Origin of the sequence: Streptomyces sp. NBC_01298 (assembly GCF_035978755.1) — a bacterium.
Classification (GTDB): domain Bacteria; phylum Actinomycetota; class Actinomycetes; order Streptomycetales; family Streptomycetaceae; genus Streptomyces.
Genome location: NZ_CP108414.1, coordinates 8,257,617 through 8,273,719, shown reverse-complemented (window position 1 = coordinate 8,273,719; position 16,103 = coordinate 8,257,617). Strand labels below are relative to the sequence as shown.

Below are 16,103 nucleotides of genomic sequence, written 5' to 3'. Positions count from 1 at the left end.
GCTGCCCGCATCCAGCCGGTCGCGGGACCCGGGCCCCGGAGGTCGCCGGACCCGTCATCCGTCCGCGGGGGCGTGCCAGCCGCCCACCAGATCGCGGTAGAGCGGCGAGAGCGCCGGAAGTTCCGCGTGCGTCCCGCACACGGCCCGGGTCCCGTCGAGGACGAGGACCCGGTCGGCGCGGGCCGCGGACGAGACGCGGTGGGCCACGACGACCAGGGTGCCGGGACGCTCCGCGAGGGCCCGCTCGGCACGCTCCTCCGTCCGCGGATCCAAGTGACAGGTGGCCTCGTCGAGCAGCAGCAGCGGAGCCGGGGAGAGGTAGGCGGCGGCGAGCGCGAGGTGCTGGCACTCCCCCCGGGACAGCAGCCGGGGCGACACCTCGCCCTCCAGGCCGCCCAGCCGCTCCACGAGGCCCTCGAGCCCCAGGGAGCCTATGGCGCACTGCAGTTCGGCGTCCCCGGGCACCGTACCGTCGGGGCCCGCGGACAGGTGGGTCAGGTTGTCCCGCACGCTGCCGGTGAACACGTAGGCCTGCTGCGGCAGCAGGGTCCGCCGCGGATCCGGGCCGGCGGTGCCCGGCTCCCGGCGGGCGGCTGCGCCGGCGACGAGGACCCTCCCCGCACCGGGTGGCAGCATCCCGGCCAGCAGAGCGGTGAGCGTGGACTTGCCGATGCCGCTCGGCCCGACCACCGCGAGGTGCTCCCCCGCCCGCACCTCCAGGTCCAGGCCGTCGAGGACGGGCGCCGCCGCGGGGCCGTAGGCGAAGGTGACGCCCCGGAACTCGGCCGCCGGGCCGGGGGCCGCGGGTTCCCCTGGTTCCTCCGCCCCGGCCCACTCGCCCGTGCGGCGGGCGCCCGGAGGCGACGGAGGCGGCTCGCAGAAGCGCTCGAGGACCACCAGGAGCCGGGTGCCGGCCGAACCCACCGCGGCCATCAGCGTGTTGAGGGCGGGCAGCAGCGCCTGCACCACGTAGGTGAGGCCGCCGGCCAGCGCCCCGGCGGTGAGCCCGTGCCCGAGCAGCCAGGGCGTCGCGGCGAGCAGCGCGATCACCGGCAGCCGGCCCGCCGCACCGAGGGCCAGGGTGCGCAGGGCGGCCCAGCGCGCGAGCGTGCGCGCCAGCCGCTCCTGGGCGTCGATCAGCGGTTCCACCCGGGCTCCCGCCCGCGTCTGCCCGCCGCAGGCCACGATGTCGCGCAGCCCCTCCCCCAGCGCGGCCACCCGGTCCGCGAGCGCCTCGTCGGTGTCCAGGGACCGGCGCTGTACGGAGGCCATGGGGCGGAGCGTGGCCAGGAAGGCCGCCATGCCCAGCAGCAAGGGCGGCAGCACGATGAGCAGCAGGACCGGATCCAGGGCTGCCATGCCCGCGAAGGCGCCCACGGCGGTGAAGACGAAGGAACGGACCGTCAGCACCAGTCCGGCGAAGGAGTCACGGGCCATTTCCGTCTGCTGGGTCAGCCGGGACACCGCGCCGGCGTCGGGTGCGCGCGCCGGGTCGGCCACCGCGCGGGCCAGCGCCTGCCGCACCGCCCGCCGCACCAGACCGTCCCGCAGCGGTTCCACGAGGTCCGAGAGTCCGGCGAACACACCGCGCAGGGCGAAACCGCCGATCAGCGCTCCGGCTCCGGCCGCCGCCAGCCAGGCCAGGCCGATGGTGGTGCGGCCGGCGAGGAAGCCGTCGTCGAGGGCGCGGGCCACGCCGTAGCCGCCGAGGAAGGTCTGCGCGGATTCGAGGAGCGACCAGGCCGCCAGCCTCCCCAGGGCGCCCTGGTGTCCGCGCAGGAAGCGGCGGCCCTCGGGTGCCACCCGGCGCCAGGTCTCCCTCTCGGTCATGGTGCGACCTCCCGCTTCTCCGCCGCCGTCCGGCGCCCCTCCGCTTCCGCGCGGGCTCCGGGGACCGCGTCCGGCGTCGCCTGCGCTCCGGCTGCCTCCGTCGGCCCGGCGGCGAACACCGCCCTGTAGTCGGGGTCCTGCCCCCACAGCTCCTCGTGGAGGCCGGCCGCCCGCACCCGCCCGTCCTCCAGCCATACGACGAGGTCGGCGCGGACGGCCGAAGAGAGGCGGTGCGCCACCACGATCCGCGTGCCGGGCCGCACCTCGTGCGCGAGAGCCCGCTCGACCTCGCGGGCCGTGACCGTGTCGAGGCTGGAGGTGGCGTCGTCCAGTACGAGGAGGCGGCCCGCATGGCAGAACGCCCGTGCCAGCCCAAGGCGTTGGATCTCGCCACCGGACATCGGAGCATCGGCGAGGGGCGTGCCGTACCCCTGGGGCAGGCGCCGTACGAACGCATCGGCGCCGGCGGCACGCGCCGCCGCCCGGACGGCTTCGCCGCCGGGGTCCGGCCCCGCTCCGAAGCCGATCGCGTCGGCGACGGTGTCCCCGAACAGCGCGGGGCGGTCGAAGGCGTAGCCGACCTCGCGGCGGAGCGCTTCGGCGGTCAGCTCCGGCAGGGGTACGCCGTCCAGCAGCACCCGGCCCGCGTCCGGGTCGGTGAGCCGGCCGGCCACGGCGGCGAACAGCGTCTTGCCGGAGCCGGACCGGCCCACGACCGCCACCGTGGCGCCGCCGGGGATCACCAGGGTGATGTCGTGCAGGACCACCGAGCCCGCGCGCGCGACGCGGACGCCGCGCAGTTCCAGGGTGCCCGGGCCGCCCTCCGGCAGTTCGGCCCGGCCGTGCTCGAACACCGGCAGGGCCAGGAGGGCGGTGGTCCGCCGGGCGGCGGCCCGGCCGCGGACGACGGCCGCCAGCGAGCCGGTCACCCCGCCGACACCGGCCGCGAGGCCCGCGTACCGCATGACGGCCAGGAGTTCGCCGACCCCGAGGGCCCCGGCCGACAGGCGGATGCCGCCGACGGCGAGGACCGCGTACAGGAGCAGCGGCACGAGGGCCGCGGACCGGGCCGTCGTGCCCCCGTAGACCTGCCACATCCGCCTGCCCTCCGCGGCGAGTTCGGGCAACCGGGCGAGGATCCGGGCGCGTTCGCGTTCCGCGGTACCCGCGGCGGCGATCGTGCGCGCCCCGGCCAGCGCCTCCACGAGCAGGCCGGCGGTCGCGAGCTGCACCTGCTGGTAGCGGGCGACACTGGTGAGGGTGGAGCGGGCGAAGGTCCGGAGCAGGAGTGCGAGCAGCGGAACGCCCGCGAGGAAGGCGAGCGCCGTCCACACGTCGATGAGGAAGAGCGCGGCCACCGCGCCGATCGGTGGCAGCAGTGAGGCGACGGCGTGCGCGACGGCGGCCGGGACCTTCCCGGCCTCGGTGGCGTGCGCGGTCAGTCGCGCGGCGGTGTCTCCGGGTGCGTGGCGGGCCGCGTGGTGCGGGGCGGTCCCGAGCAGCCGGGCGGTCCCGAGCCTGCGCAGCCGGGCGGTGGAGCGGCCGTCGACCTCGCCGGTCAGCCGTGCGGCCGCTGCGTCCAGTACCACCTCGGCGGCGATGACCGCGGCGCACAGCAGGGTCCAGGCGGGGCCCGAGGGGTCCCGGCGGAGCAGCAGGTCGAGGGTGTGGCCGAGGACCGCCGGTTCGGCGAGCGCCGCCGCGGCGGCCGCCACCGCGCATCCGAGGACGGCGGCGGTGCGTCCGGCGCTGTGCCGGGCCGCCGCCACGAGGGCCCGGTCGGCGTCGCGCGCCTCGTCCGTCGCCCGCTCCGGGGCGGCCGCCGCGTCGGGTGGGCTCATCGTCGGACGCCTCCAAAGACGTGGTGCGGGCCCGGGCGGTGAACCGCCCGGGCCCGGAGTGACCTGGTCAGTTACAGGTCGTGATGCTCAGGCTGCTGTCGCCGCAGAGCAGGAGGCTGGCGCGGCTGCCGCCACCGGTCATCTCGGTGGTCTCTTCCTTCGGGGTCTCCATCGACTGCAGGTCAAGAAGGGTCATGTCGGTTCCTCTTCTTCTCTCGAGTGGTGCGATGGGTCACGGTCCCGGACGGGACCGGCTCTGGGGCCGCCGCGCGCGTGCGCAGCGGCGGGAGGAACGGCAGGTGCGCGCGCCCACCGGGCGCCGCGCTGCCGAGGGCGAGGAGAGCGCCGGCCGTGCCCGTGGAGAGGTCCATGGACAGGCGCATCATCTGCTCGCCGGGGAAGGCCAGATGCCCCTGGTACGGCACGGCGTGCCGGGCCAGTGCGTCGATCTGGCGGTCGATGGCCTCTTGTCCCGTGCCCGCGCCCGGTGTGGTGGTCCGGGCCAGGTGGAGGATCATCCCGGCGGCGCCGCGCATCAGCCCGGGCTGGGCGTAGAAGGTCGCCTGGGCCGCCCGTACGATCTCGCGCCGGGCCTGCTCGAAGCGCTCGTCCGGGCCGTGCTCCAGCCAGTCGTCGAGCACCATGCCGATGCCTACGCTGCCCTCGCCGAGGTACGGCATCGTGCGCCAGCCCTCGTTCACCTGGAGGGTGCCGAACGCGCTGGTGACGCAGCGGTCCAGGTCGCGGTGGAGCGCCTGGCCGGCCTGGACCAGCAGTTCCTTGTCACCGGTGCGCTCGTACATCCGCACGAGGAGCAGGGCGGGGCCGGAGTTGCCGTACAGCAGTCCCGCGCGGGCGGGGCGCTGCCCGGGCCGGGCGACCAGCTCGGCGCAGCGCAGGGCCGCGGCGCGCAGTTCGCTCTCGCCGGTCGCCGCGGCGAGGGCGTCCAGGGCGAGGCCGATGCCTGCGAGGCCGCCGTGCAGGTCCGGGCCCGCGCTCTCCCAGGGCTGGTGCAGCAGCTGGTCGGCGAGGGCGAGGGCCCGGTCGTGGTGGCCGAGCCGCTGCAGGGTCCAGGCCGTTCCGGCCAGGCCGTCGTAGAAGCCGAGCGGGGTGCCGGAGAGCGGTTCCCGGGTCCGGTCGAGGAACCATTCCTCGGCCTCGGGCCAGGGTGCGGCGCCGGTCTCGGCGAGGGCGTGTAGCACGCCCGCGATCCCGTGGCCGAAGCCGATGCCTCCACCGGGGTCGGCGAACTGGGCGATGTCTCCCGGGACGAGGCGGTCCTCGCGGTCCGGGGTGGCGCTCGCCCGCACCGCCGCGCTCATCGACGTACGGGCGGCGGGCCAGTCCCGCGGCTCGACCGGCAGGTACGGTCGGGCCGGTGCGGGCCGGCTGTCGTTCGATGCGCCCTGCGGAGCGCCCTGCGGAGCCCCGGAGAGGATCTCCTCGACGGCCTCGTCGAGGAACTGCCGCGGCACGGGGAACTGTTCGGCGATCACGGCGGCCAGGTGCGCGGCCTTGGCCCGGTCGAGGACGAGCAGGCTGGTCAACGGGAGGAAGAGGGCGAGCCGCAGGCAGGCGAGGGCGTAGCGGTCTACGGAGAATCCGCGCCGCTCGGCCGGGGCGACGAAGGCGGGGTTGGCCACGGTCTGCCGCAGGCCCTCATCGACGTGCGCGGCGGCTTCGAAGTCCAGGAGTGAGACGGCGAGTTCGCCCGTCGACTCGTCTTCGGCCACCATGATGTTGAAGAGGTGGAGGTCGTTGAAGACCACGCCGCGGGCGTGCACGGCGTCGACGGCCTCCGTGACCTTCCGGTGGATGGTGAGGGCCCACGCGGTGTACGCGGCGAGCTCCGCGGGTTCGGGGTCCGCCTCGATCAGCGGGTGGCGGCGGGCGAAGTAGGTGTTGAGCGGCTTGCCCGCGAGGTGCTCCAGCACCAGGAAGTGGTGGTCGCCGACCGTGAACGTGCCGAGGACCGACGGGACGCAGTCCAGGCCCGACAGCCGCTCCAGCGCGGCCCGTTCGCGGTGCAGCCGGGTCACGGCGTCGGCTCCGTCGGCGGCGAGGCCCGCGTACGGCCGGGCCTCCTTGAGGACCACGGACCCTCCGGTGCGGGTGTCCTTGCCGACGTACACGCCGCCGCCGTTGGAGAAGTGCAGCGCCCGCTCCACCGTGAAGGGAACCCCGGCCAGGGTGAGCGCGGAGCGCGCTTCCAGGTGCGGCTTCAGGAAGCCGGGCAGCTCGAGCCACTCGGGCGGCTGGAAGACCGGGCCGCGGCGGTCCGGTACGAGCCGCCCTTCCGGGTTCTCGATCGCCGGGACCAGCGCGCCGTGCTCGTCGTAGCAGTGCCGCAGGGTGAAGCTGCCGTAGCGCAGGTGGACCGGTCCGGCGCCCCAGCGCAGATCGCTGAGGATGTACGGGCCGGCCGCCCCCGCCAGGGCGGCGTCGAGGTCCTCCGCGATCCTGTGGCACTGCCGTTCGTCCGCGGGGTACACGGTGATGAACTTCCCGCTCGCGGCGCGGTCGGCGTACTTGGCGTTGCGCAGGTGCAGCAGGTAGCGGCTCGGTACGAACTTGAAGGCTATGCCGCGCGCCGTGCAGTACTCGTACACCGTCGTCAGCAGTGATTCGGCGTTGTCGAGGGTGGCCGAGACGTGGATCTTCCAGCCCTGGGCGGGCAGTTGGGCATCCGTGGGGCGCAGCGCGAGCCAGTCGCCGCTCCGATGCGAGCGCCATCCCCGGGGGACGGGGGCGAGGGCGGCCCGATAGCTCTCCCCGGCCCGCCGGTACGGCGCGTCGTAGAACCATCGGTCCGCGTCGCAGAAGGCTGCGTACCCCTTGTTCACGCCTGCTCCCTCGGTCGGTTGCAGGACTGACCGTGTCACGTGCGGCGCGGGCGCCGACAGTCACGGCTGTCACCGGTCGGGTGTGCAGTACTCACGCGTCACAAGGGTCCGCTTCGGGGCTCGGGGTCGCTCAGCCGTCAGCCGCCGGGATGGCGTACAGCTGGGGGAGGTTGACGACGATCGCCTCCTGGGTGCTGCGGGCGATCACGACCACGGCCTCCTCGGCGGGGTCCGGGTTCTCCTCGCGGTGGGGTACGAACGGGGGGACGAAGATGTAGTCGCCGGGGGACGTGACCAGCCGTACTTCCTCGGGGTGTTCGCCCGAGCCGTCGAGGAAGACGAACTCGGGGTGTCCGCTCACGACGTAGATGGCGGTCTCGGACTCTCCGTGGTGGTGGTCGGAGGAGGCCGTCGAGGGTGCCACGTGGGTCTGCCCCATCCAGAGCTTCTCGGAGCCCACGTTCTTCCCGCTGACGGCGGCGAACCTGCGCATGCCGCCGCTCTGGGCCGTGTCGCCGTCCAGGGAGTCGGCACGGACGTGGTGCAGGCGGGTGCGCAGGGGGGCCGTCGGACGGGCCGGGGCGTCGTGGAGGTGCGGGTGGAAGCCCTCACCGGGGGCAGTCAGCGGCTCGCTCATGGCGGGGACGCTAGAGGGGCGCCAGAAAGGATGTCAAGAGGTGTCCTTTGCCGTTCACCTGCGGCAATGTTCCCGCAACGCGGACCGGGAAGCCTCTCGGCCCCCTCCTGGGGGCGGGGTGTCGGGCATGATGGGCGCATGCATATCTCCGCGAAGGCGGACTACGCCGCGCGCGCCCTCCTGGAGCTCGCCTGTGAGCCCTCCCGCCCCCTGACCTGCGAGGCCATCGCCTCCTCGCAGCAGATCCCGTTCCGCTTCCTGAAGTCCGTGGTGGGCGAATTGCGGAAAGCCGGTCTGGTGCGCAGCCAGCGCGGCTGCGAGGGGGGGTACTGGCTCGGCCGGCCCGCCGAGGAGATCACCCTGCTGGACGTGGCGCGCGCCGTGGACGGCGAGCTGATCTCGCTGCGCGGCGAGCCGCTGGCCGGGCTGGGCTATCCCGGCGCCGCGGTCGGACTGCCCGGGGTGTGGCAGCGGATCGAGGCGGAGGCGGCGGCGGTCCTGGGCGGGGCGACGCTGGCCTCGCTGCTGCCCGCCGACGCCCTCGCGGGAGCGGCCGGCCGGCCGCCCCGCGACGGTGCCGCGTGACGGGCTCGCGGGCCGGGGCTGGGGCCGGAGCTGGAGCCGGGGCCGGGGCCGGGGCTGGAGCCGGGGCCGGAGCCGGGGCCGGGGCCGGGGCTGGGCCCGGGGCCGACGCCGCTCCGCCGCCCGGGACGGAGCCGCCGGCACTCGAAGTCGTCGAGTACACCGACCCGTTGTGCCCCTGGGCCTGGGGGTCGGAGCCGGTGTTCCGGCGTCTGCGGGCCGCGCTGGACGGCCGGGTCCGCTGGCGCCGGGTGTTCTGCATCCTCTTCGACGAGGACGAGGACCCGGCCCCCGACCCGGCGGCGGAGACCGCCTGGTACGCGCGCTACGTCGAGGGCATCACCGCACACACCCTGGCGCCCCGCGCGGTGCGGCTCAGCCGCGTGGCGGCCAGTTCGTGGCCCGCCTCGCTCGTCGCCAAGGCCGCGGAAGCGCAGGGCCCCGAGGTGGCCGAGCGGGTGCTGCGCCGGCTGCGCGAGAGCGTCTTCGTGCTCGGCGAGCCGGCGGACACGGCCGCTCTGGCCCTGTCCGCGGTCCGGGGCGTGCCCGGCCTGGATCCGGAGCGGCTGGCCGCGGACGCGGGCGGCGCCGCGGTCCTGGGGCTGGTGCGCGCGGACCGCGCGGAGGCGCGCCGACCGGTGGCCGACGTACTGTCCGCGCGGGGCGGTTCGCCGCATCCCGGTACCGCCAAGGAGACCGGCGAGGGGCACCGGTACGCCCTGCCGACGCTGCTGCTGCGCACCTCCGCGGGCCACCGTGCGGTGCCCGGCTGGCGCACGTTCGAGGAATGTGCGGCAGCGGTGCGGGAGTTGGTCCCGGATCTGCCGGTGACCGGCGCCGGGCCGTCCCCGGCGCGGGCGCTGGAGCGCTACCGGAGCCTGAGCGAGCCGGACCGGCCGATGCTCGCGGAGGGCCCGTGGCCGCCGCCGCACGCGGTACGGGTGGAGACCGGGAACGGCCCGCTGTGGCTGCATCCCGAGGAGGCCGCGGCGCATCCGGCTGTCGGACGCGGGATTCCCACAGCCTCCTGACGAGGCTCCGATTGGCCACTGTCGGGCCCCTGACCAGCGGCTCGTACCGTCCCGCCGAATGAGACACCAATTGGTGTCCATTGACAGCCTCCGGCCACTACCCCCAGGATGTGGCACATGCTTACGACGCACCCCGGTGTGGTGTGCCGCTACGTGGACCTGCGGCGCACGTCCAGCGCTCTCTGTCGCTGACCTACCAGCCGACCCCGGCCCACAGGCGCCGGCCCGAGCCCGCCAATAGCCGTACCACCTGCGGTGGTTCCGGCCGGCTGCGCTCCCACTGAGCCGAGGCGCCCGCGCCGCACCGCCCGGGCGATCCGGCTCCGCGCTCCGTCGCACCCCTCCCCTCCCTCCCTCTCCCCCGCGTTTCCCGGGTCCGATCCCGGCCCGCCCTCCGTGACCCTGCCGGCGATCCGCGCCGCCAGCGCGAGGCGGCCCGGCCGCGTCCCGGAGCCTTCACCCCCCATCTGCTGCGCCCGTCCGCTGCCCCCGCCCGTCGGCATACCCGCCTGCGGTCGTGCGCGGCACCGGACCGCTCCGCGCCCCCGCCCCTCCTGCCCTGACGGGCCTGGACCAAGTCCAAGGAAAATCAGACATGTCCGCACGCCTCGTGACCCGTAGACCCGGTACGGACCTTCCGCAGACGCGCCGCTCCGGACGCCCGCGCCCCGCCGCGCTCGCCGCCGCCCTCATCGCCGTACTGACGCCCGCCCTCGGCGCCTGCGCCGGTGATGCCTCCTCCGTCGGCGCCGGCGGCAACTCCACCCTGAAGTGGACCTCTTCGTACTTCCCGGCCCACTGGGACCCGGTCGTCTCCGGCAGTGGCGCCCAGTTCCGCGAACTCGCCCTGGTCTACGCATCGTTGACCCGTACCGACGAGAGCGGCAAGGCCGTGCCGGATCTCGCCGAGAGCTGGGAGTACAACGACAAGGGCGACCAGGTCACCTTCCACCTGCGCTCCGGCCTGAAGTTCAGCGACGGCGAGCCGCTCGACGCCGCGGCCGTCAAGGCGGCCGTCGAGCGGGCCAAGAAGCAGAAGAACTCCGCGCTCTTCGGGGACCTGACCTCCATCGCTTCGGTGGACGCCAACGGTCTGGACGCGGTCGTCCACCTCACCCAGGTCGACTACCAGATCCCGCAGCTCCTCGGTCAGCGGGTCCTCCAGATCGCCAGCCCCAAGGCGGCCGCCGCCCCCGAGAAGCTGGACCAGAACCCGGTGGGCGCCGGGCCGTTCACCATCACGCAGCTGGTGCCGGGCACCAAGGCGGTCCTGAAGAAGAACCCCGCCTACTGGGACGCGAAGAACATCCACATCGACAACGTGGAGCTGACCTCGGCCCCCGACTCCTCCACGGTGGTCTCCGGCCTGCAGACCGGCGTCTACAACTTCGCGGACATCAAGCCCAGTCAGGCGGAGGCCGCCAAGAAGGCCGGCCTGGACGTCTTCGTACAGCCGGGGTTCAACGCCGCCAACATCAGCCTGAACACCAACAAGGCCCCCTTCGACAACGACAAGGTCGTCGACGCCGTCCGGCACGCGGTCAACCGCCAGGAGTTCGTCGACAAGCTGACCTTCGGCTTCGGTTCGGTGACCAACCAGCCCTTCCCCAAGGGGTACGTGGCCTTCGACCCGGAGTCGGAGGACAACTACCCCTACGACCCGGCCAAGTCGCAGCAGCTCCTCGCCGAAGCGGGCTACAAGGCGGGGGACCTGAAGCTCAACCTGGTCATCCCCGCCGAGGACCCGCAGTCCGAGATCGTCCAGTCGCAGCTGGCCAAGGTCGGCATCACCGTCACCATCAAGATCGACAAGAACTGGTCCACCCCCTTCTTCGCCAAGGACCTGGCCTTCTCGCTGTACGGGACCACCGGCCGGGACTCCGCGGCGCAGACCCTCACCGCCCACTTCGGCCCCAACGGCCCGCTCAACCTCAGCTCCCCGTCCCAGCCCGCCGGCTTCGAGGCGGCCATCGCCAAGGTCCGCCAGACCCCGCTGGACTCCCCCGACTACGCCAAGGTCCTCCAGGCGGCGACCCGGGCCGGCCTGGAGAGCAAGGCCCTGGTCTTCACGTACTCCTCGCCGAACCTCATCGCCAAGAACAAGTCCATCTCCGGCCTGCCCAAGAACCCGGCCCACATCGACTGGACCGGCGTCACCATCTCCGGCAGCTGACACCCGCCCACCACAGAGAGGGGGCAACCCCATGGCAACGACCGCGCTCCCCACCGCGGCTGCCCGCCGTCCCGGGGTCGCCGCGACCAGGGTCCGGCACACGGTGGGCCACGTCCTGGCCACCCTCGCCCGGTCGGTCGCGATCTTCGTGCCCGTCTTCCTGGTGGCGACCTTCGTGACGTTCTCGCTGCGCTCGATGAGCGGGCTGAGCCCGGCACGGATCCAGCTGGGCGAGGACGCCACACCCGAGGCCATCCATCGGGTGGAAGTCCAATGGGGCCTCGACAAGCCCTTCCTGGTCCAGTACTGGGACTGGTTCAGCGGAGTCCTGCACGGCCGGCTCGGCACCAGCTGGAGCAACGGCGCGGACATCTCCACGCTCATCGGTCTGGGCCTGGGGGTGAGCCTGTCCATCGCGACGTTCGCGCTCCTGATCGGCGTCACCGCCGGCTTCCTGCTCGGCACCGTGGCGGCGCTGCGCCGCACCACGTGGATCGACCGCGCGATCACGGGCTTCGTCACCCTGATCTCGGTGATGCCCGCCTTCGTCGTCGGCATCGTGCTGGTCGCGGTCTTCGCGGTCGGACTGCACCTGTTCCCCTCCGCCGGGTACGTGCCCGCGGAGCAGGGATTCGGTCCCTGGCTCTCCCACATCACCCTCCCCGCGGTGGCCCTGAGCTTCGACGTCATCGCGGACGTCGCCCGCCAGCTGCGCGGCAGCCTCGTCGCCGCCTACCGGGAGAACTACGTGACGGGCGCACTGGTCCGGGGGCTGAGCCCGCGCCGGATCTTCTTCGGGCACGTGCTCCGCAACGGCCTCGGACCGGCGCTCGCCACCCTGGGCCTGAAGTTCCCGGCCCTGGTCGGGGCCTCCGTGGTGACGGAGTGGATCTTCGGTCTGCAGGGCTTCGGCCGGTTCGCCAACGACGCCGCCCAGGCCGGCGACGTACCGGCCGTCCAAGGGGTCCTCGTGGTGTCGATCGCCCTGGTCGTCTCCTTCAACCTGATCGTCAACCTGGTGCTGGCACGCGTGACGCCGGCCTCCCAGCGGGGGGTGTGACCATGGTGCGCCGCGTTCTCGCACTGCCGTCCGGACGGATCTCCGTCGCCGTACTCGCCCTGATCGGCCTGCTCGCGCTCCTCGGCCCGCTGATCGCCCCGCAGGATCCGCTGGCCACCAGCGAGCACCTGCTCGCGGCGGCCTCGGGCAGCCACTGGCTGGGCACGGACTACCTCGGCCGGGACGTGCTCAGCCGTCTCCTCGACGGCTCACGGGTCAGCGTCCTGGGCTCGCTCGAAGTGGCGCTGACCGCACTGGCCGTCGGCACCGTCCCCGGGATCCTGTCCGTGCACCTCGGCCGGGGCTTCGAGTGGATCACGCTCCGGCTGACCGACACCCTCGTCGCGCTGCCGTTCCTGCTGTTCGCCGTCGCCGTGATCGCCCTGCTCGGCAACGGCCTCACTCAGGCCATGCTCGTCACCGGGACGCTCGTCTCGCCCCTCTTCTACCGGGTGGCCCGCGCCGCCACGCTCGCCGTGGCCCGCTCGCCGTACGTGGAGGCCGCGATCGTCTCCGGCGCCTCAACCGGCTGGGTCGTACGCCGCCACGTGTGGGCCAAGGTGCTCCCGCCGGTCGCGGTGGCGCTCGCGCAGACCATCGGCGTCGGCTTCATCATCGTCTCCAGCCTGACCTTCCTCGGCATCGGCATCCAGCCGCCCGCGCCCACCTGGGGCGGCCTGCTCGCCTCGGACCTGAGCTACCTCGGCCAACGGCCCTGGGCACCCCTCGCACCCGCGCTGCTGATCATGGTCACCGTCTGGGCGAGCAACCTGCTCGCCGACGCGATCCGCGACGTCTCCGGTGAGGCGGGCCGCGCCCTGGTCAACGCCCGCAGGGCGCGCGCCAACCGGAGCGCGCGGCCCGACCCCCTCTCCGCCGGAGGCAAGCGATGACGACCCTGTCCCCACAGACCGCTCCCGGACACCTCCGGAGCACCGGCCGCGACAATGAGCCGCCCGCCGCCCCGGCCGCGCCGACGAGCCCGCCGGTCCTGTCGGTCCGCGACGTACGCGTCAGCGACCACGTCACCGGGCGCGAGATCGTCCACGGGGTGAGCTTCGAGCTCACCCCCGGCAGGACGGTGGGCATCGTCGGCGAGTCCGGCAGCGGCAAGACCCTCACCTGCCGCGCCGCGCTGGGCATCCTCCCCGCCCACTTCGAGATCACCGGCGGTTCGGTCGAGATCGCGGGGACCGACATAGCCGGCCTGACGCCCGGCCAGTGGACCGCCCTGCGCGCCACCACGATCAGCGCGGTCTTCCAGGACCCCGCCTCCTACCTCAACCCCTCGATCCGCGTGGGCCCGCAGATCGCGGAGGTCCTGCGGGTCAAGAAGGGGCTGAAGCGTCGCGAAGCACGCCACCGGGCCCTCGAGCTGCTGCGGGCCGTGCACCTGCGGGACCCCGAGCTGGTCTACCGCCAGTACACCCACGAGCTGTCCGGCGGGATGCTCCAGCGGGTGCTGATCGCCGCGGCGATCTGCGCCGATCCGCGGATCCTCATCGCGGACGAGGCCACCACCGCCCTCGACGTCACCGTCCAGGCCGAGATCCTCGACCTGCTCGCCGACCTGCGCGTGCGCGCGGGCCTGGCCCTGCTGATCGTCTCCCACGACCTGGCCGTGGTCGCCCAGTTGTGCGACGAGGTCCTGGTGATGCGGCAGGGCGAGGTGGTCGAGCAGGGTCCGACGCGCACGGTCCTGCGCCGGCCGCGGCACGAATACACCCGGCTGCTCATCGCCGAGCACGAGCAGTACGGCCTCGACAAGTTCCTCGTACCGCAGGAGGCATCGTGACCACCGCTCGTCCCGTACGGGAGACGGCCACGGACACCGGCTCCGCGCCGGCGCCCGGACCGGTCCTCGAGGTCACCGGCCTCGACGTCCACTACGGCTCGCGCCGCCGACGCCGCGGCGCCCTGCGCGGGGTGTCGCTCAGCGTCGCCCCCGGCGAGACCCTCGGCATCATCGGCGAGACGGGCTCGGGCAAATCCACCCTGGCCCGCGCCGTGCTGGGCCTGGTCCGCGCCTCCGCGGGCTCGATCCTGGTCGGCGGCGAGGAGGTGACCGCGTACAACCGACGCCAGTGGCGCGCGCTGCGCCGCCGCGGCATCGTCCAGTACGTCTTCCAGGATCCGCTGCGCAGCCTCGACCCGGACCTCACCGTCGCACGGTCCCTGGCCGAACCGCTCCTGATCCAGGGCGTCGCGCCCGAGGAGGCCGCCGAGCGCGTCCGCTCGTTCCTCGCCCGCGTCCACCTCGACGAGGAACTGCTCGACCGACTGCCCGGGGAGCTGTCCGGCGGACAGCGCCAGCGCGTGGCGGTGGCCCGCGCCCTGGTCACCGAACCGCGGTTGGTCATCCTCGACGAACCGGTCAGCGCCCTGGACTCCGCCAACCGGGTCCAGGTCCTGGAGATCCTCAAGGAGCTCCGCGCCTCGGGGGTCGCCCTCGTACTCATCTCCCACGACCTCGGCTCCGTCGCCGGGACCGCCGACCGCATCGCGGTGCTCTACCGGGGCGAGCTCGTCGAAACCGGCGCCACCCGCGACCTCGTCGGCCACCCGCGCCACCCCTACACCCGCCTCCTCCTGGGCTCCGCGCCCACCCTGCACACCGCGCCGGCCGACCGGGCCGAACGGGAGGCCCTGCGCGGTCTCCTGCACGCCTGAGTCTTCTGCCTCACCGGTCACCGCTCACCGCTCCTCCCCCATCCCTCCTCCCGCATCCCTCCTCCCCCATCGCTACAGACAGGAACAAAGATGTCCCGCACGATCCACCTCGCACTGCACCCGTACGGCGTCGGAGGTCCGGGCCAGCACGGCCTGTGGAAGGACCCGCGCGTCGCGAAGAACGCGAGCATCGACATCAACTACTACATCCATCAGGCCCAGGCAGCCGAACACGCCCTCTTCGACGCCCTGTTCATCGTGGACAGCCAGTTCATCAACGCCACCTACCCGGCGCACTACCTCAACCGCCTCGAGCCGCTCACCCTGTTGTCGGCGGTCGCCACCCACACGCGGCACATCGGGCTGGTCGGCACGGCTAGTTCGACGTACAACTCGCCGTTCAACCTCGCCCGACGCTTCGCCTCCCTCGACCACATCAGCGGGGGGCGGGCCGGCTGGAACGTCGTCACCAGCTTCGACACCGGCACGTCCAAGAACTTCGGGCTCGACGAGCACCTCGACTACACGACCCGCTACGGCCGCGCCCTGGAGTTCGTCAAGGTCGCCCGGGGGCTGTGGGACTCCTACGAGGACGACGCGTTCCCCGCCGACGTGGAGCGGGGCGTCTTCCTCGACCCGGCCAGGCTGCACGCGCTGGACCACCAGGGCGAGCACTTCAAGGTGGCCGGACCGCTGAACCTCTCCCGTTCCCCGCAGGGCCAGCCGGTGATCTTCCAGGCCGGGGTCTCGGAGGAGGGCCGCGACCTCGCCGCCCAGGTGGCCGAGGGCATCTACGCGCCGGGCGGTTCGCTCCAGCAGGCGCAGGACTACTACGCCGACATCAAGACGCGCACCGCCGCGTACGGCCGCGACCCCGAGCACATCAAGATCTTCATCCACGGCAGCCCCGTCGTCGGTGCCACCGATGACGCCGCCCGCCGCCGCGAGCGGGAGATCTTCGAGGAGGACAACGACTTCGACCGCAACCTGGCACTCCTCGGGCGCGCCTTCGGTGCGTACGACTTCAGCGTGCACGACCTGGACGCGCCCTTCCCCGACGTCGCCCATCTCGCCGAGAAGGGCGGCCGGACGGGTGCGGCCAAACTCATCGAGCGGGCCCGGACCGAGAACCTGACGCTCCGCCAGGTCGGCGAGCTGGTCAACGAGTTCCACCGGTCCCCGTTCGTCGGCGCGCCGGACACCGTCGCCGACACCATCGAGACCTGGTTCCGCGCCGGCACCTTCGACGGCATCAACCTCGCCTTCCGCACCGCTGACGACCTGAACCTCTTCGTCGACGGAGTCGTCCCCCTGCTGCGGAAGCGCGGGCTGTTCCGCACCGAGTACGAGGCCGACACCCTGCGCGGGAACCTCGGCCTGCCGGTCCCGGCCAACCGCCACACCCGCGTACCGCAGCTCCTCAACGGCTGAGGGCG

The 16,103-nt window shown here is 73.6% G+C and carries 13 protein-coding genes; 8 read left to right on the top strand and 5 right to left on the bottom strand.

Annotation, left to right across the window (positions count from 1 at the left end; translation table 11 throughout):
• Positions 1-54 precede the first annotated feature (54 nt).
• The 5 genes from OG730_RS37835 to OG730_RS37815 form a co-directional block, all read right to left on the bottom strand.
• Complete coding sequence (locus OG730_RS37835; protein ID WP_327308516.1) at positions 55-1,830, bottom strand: ATP-binding cassette domain-containing protein; 1,776 nt, start codon at positions 1,828-1,830, stop codon at positions 55-57.
• Positions 1,827-3,671: an ABC transporter ATP-binding protein gene (locus tag OG730_RS37830; protein ID WP_327308515.1), complete on the bottom strand. Its 1,845-nt coding sequence runs from the start codon at positions 3,669-3,671 to the stop codon at positions 1,827-1,829. The genes OG730_RS37835 and OG730_RS37830 overlap by 4 nt, the downstream gene beginning before the upstream one ends.
• A 67-nt stretch (positions 3,672-3,738) precedes the next feature.
• Positions 3,739-3,867, bottom strand: coding sequence for a SapB/AmfS family lanthipeptide (locus OG730_RS37825; protein WP_327308514.1), 129 nt, complete (start codon positions 3,865-3,867; stop codon positions 3,739-3,741).
• The gene (gene lanKC / locus OG730_RS37820) at positions 3,854-6,514 is read right to left on the bottom strand and encodes a class III lanthionine synthetase LanKC (RefSeq protein ID WP_327308513.1); all 2,661 of its coding nucleotides are present in this window, start codon (positions 6,512-6,514) and stop codon (positions 3,854-3,856) included. Before lanKC ends, OG730_RS37825 begins: the two co-directional genes overlap by 14 nt.
• 130 nt (positions 6,515-6,644) lie before the next feature.
• Positions 6,645-7,151 carry a cupin domain-containing protein gene (locus tag OG730_RS37815; RefSeq protein ID WP_327308512.1) on the bottom strand — a complete coding sequence of 169 codons (507 nt, stop codon included), beginning with the start codon at positions 7,149-7,151 and terminating at the stop codon, positions 6,645-6,647.
• A 138-nt stretch (positions 7,152-7,289) separates the two neighbouring features.
• Here OG730_RS37815 and OG730_RS37810 point away from each other — a divergent pair, with 138 nt between their 5' ends.
• From OG730_RS37810 to OG730_RS37775, 8 genes are all read left to right on the top strand, one after another.
• Entirely contained in the window at positions 7,290-7,736 is a 447-nt protein-coding gene (locus OG730_RS37810; protein ID WP_327308511.1) for an RrF2 family transcriptional regulator, read from the top strand.
• Between the two features lie 167 nt (positions 7,737-7,903).
• A complete protein-coding gene (locus tag OG730_RS37805) occupies positions 7,904-8,764 on the top strand; it encodes a DsbA family oxidoreductase (RefSeq protein WP_327308510.1) in 861 nt (286 codons plus the stop codon).
• Positions 8,765-9,359: 595 nt separating this feature from the next.
• Positions 9,360-10,937: an ABC transporter substrate-binding protein gene (locus OG730_RS37800; RefSeq protein ID WP_327308509.1), complete on the top strand. Its 1,578-nt coding sequence runs from the start codon at positions 9,360-9,362 to the stop codon at positions 10,935-10,937.
• A gap of 31 nt (positions 10,938-10,968) precedes the next feature.
• Positions 10,969-11,997 (top strand): ABC transporter permease, encoded by a 1,029-nt coding sequence (locus tag OG730_RS37795; protein ID WP_327308508.1) that lies wholly within the window; start codon positions 10,969-10,971, stop codon positions 11,995-11,997.
• A 2-nt stretch (positions 11,998-11,999) separates the two neighbouring features.
• Complete coding sequence (locus OG730_RS37790; protein WP_327308506.1) at positions 12,000-12,890, top strand: ABC transporter permease; 891 nt, start codon at positions 12,000-12,002, stop codon at positions 12,888-12,890.
• Positions 12,887-13,792, top strand: coding sequence for an ABC transporter ATP-binding protein (locus tag OG730_RS37785; protein WP_327308505.1), 906 nt, complete (start codon positions 12,887-12,889; stop codon positions 13,790-13,792). The genes OG730_RS37790 and OG730_RS37785 overlap by 4 nt, the downstream gene beginning before the upstream one ends.
• Positions 13,789-14,667, top strand: coding sequence for an ABC transporter ATP-binding protein (locus OG730_RS37780; protein ID WP_327308504.1), 879 nt, complete (start codon positions 13,789-13,791; stop codon positions 14,665-14,667). Before OG730_RS37785 ends, OG730_RS37780 begins: the two co-directional genes overlap by 4 nt.
• Positions 14,668-14,757: 90 nt before the next feature.
• Positions 14,758-16,098, top strand: coding sequence for an NtaA/DmoA family FMN-dependent monooxygenase (locus tag OG730_RS37775; RefSeq protein ID WP_327308503.1), 1,341 nt, complete (start codon positions 14,758-14,760; stop codon positions 16,096-16,098).
• The last annotated feature ends 5 nt before the right edge of the window (positions 16,099-16,103 follow it).

What these genes read in the sequence shown, in the direction of transcription:
- OG730_RS37835 (WP_327308516.1), bottom strand. Translation starts at nt 1,830, where the DNA reads ATGACCGAGAGGGAGACCTGGCGCCGGGTGGCACCCGAGGGCCGCCGC.
- OG730_RS37830 (WP_327308515.1), bottom strand. Translation starts at nt 3,671, where the DNA reads ATGAGCCCACCCGACGCGGCGGCCGCCCCGGAGCGGGCGACGGACGAG.
- OG730_RS37825 (WP_327308514.1), bottom strand. Translation starts at nt 3,867, where the DNA reads ATGACCCTTCTTGACCTGCAGTCGATGGAGACCCCGAAGGAAGAGACC.
- OG730_RS37815 (WP_327308512.1), bottom strand. Translation starts at nt 7,151, where the DNA reads ATGAGCGAGCCGCTGACTGCCCCCGGTGAGGGCTTCCACCCGCACCTC.
- OG730_RS37810 (WP_327308511.1), top strand. Translation starts at nt 7,290, where the DNA reads ATGCATATCTCCGCGAAGGCGGACTACGCCGCGCGCGCCCTCCTGGAG.
- OG730_RS37800 (WP_327308509.1), top strand. Translation starts at nt 9,360, where the DNA reads ATGTCCGCACGCCTCGTGACCCGTAGACCCGGTACGGACCTTCCGCAG.
- OG730_RS37795 (WP_327308508.1), top strand. Translation starts at nt 10,969, where the DNA reads ATGGCAACGACCGCGCTCCCCACCGCGGCTGCCCGCCGTCCCGGGGTC.
- OG730_RS37790 (WP_327308506.1), top strand. Translation starts at nt 12,000, where the DNA reads ATGGTGCGCCGCGTTCTCGCACTGCCGTCCGGACGGATCTCCGTCGCC.
- OG730_RS37785 (WP_327308505.1), top strand. Translation starts at nt 12,887, where the DNA reads ATGACGACCCTGTCCCCACAGACCGCTCCCGGACACCTCCGGAGCACC.
- OG730_RS37775 (WP_327308503.1), top strand. Translation starts at nt 14,758, where the DNA reads ATGTCCCGCACGATCCACCTCGCACTGCACCCGTACGGCGTCGGAGGT.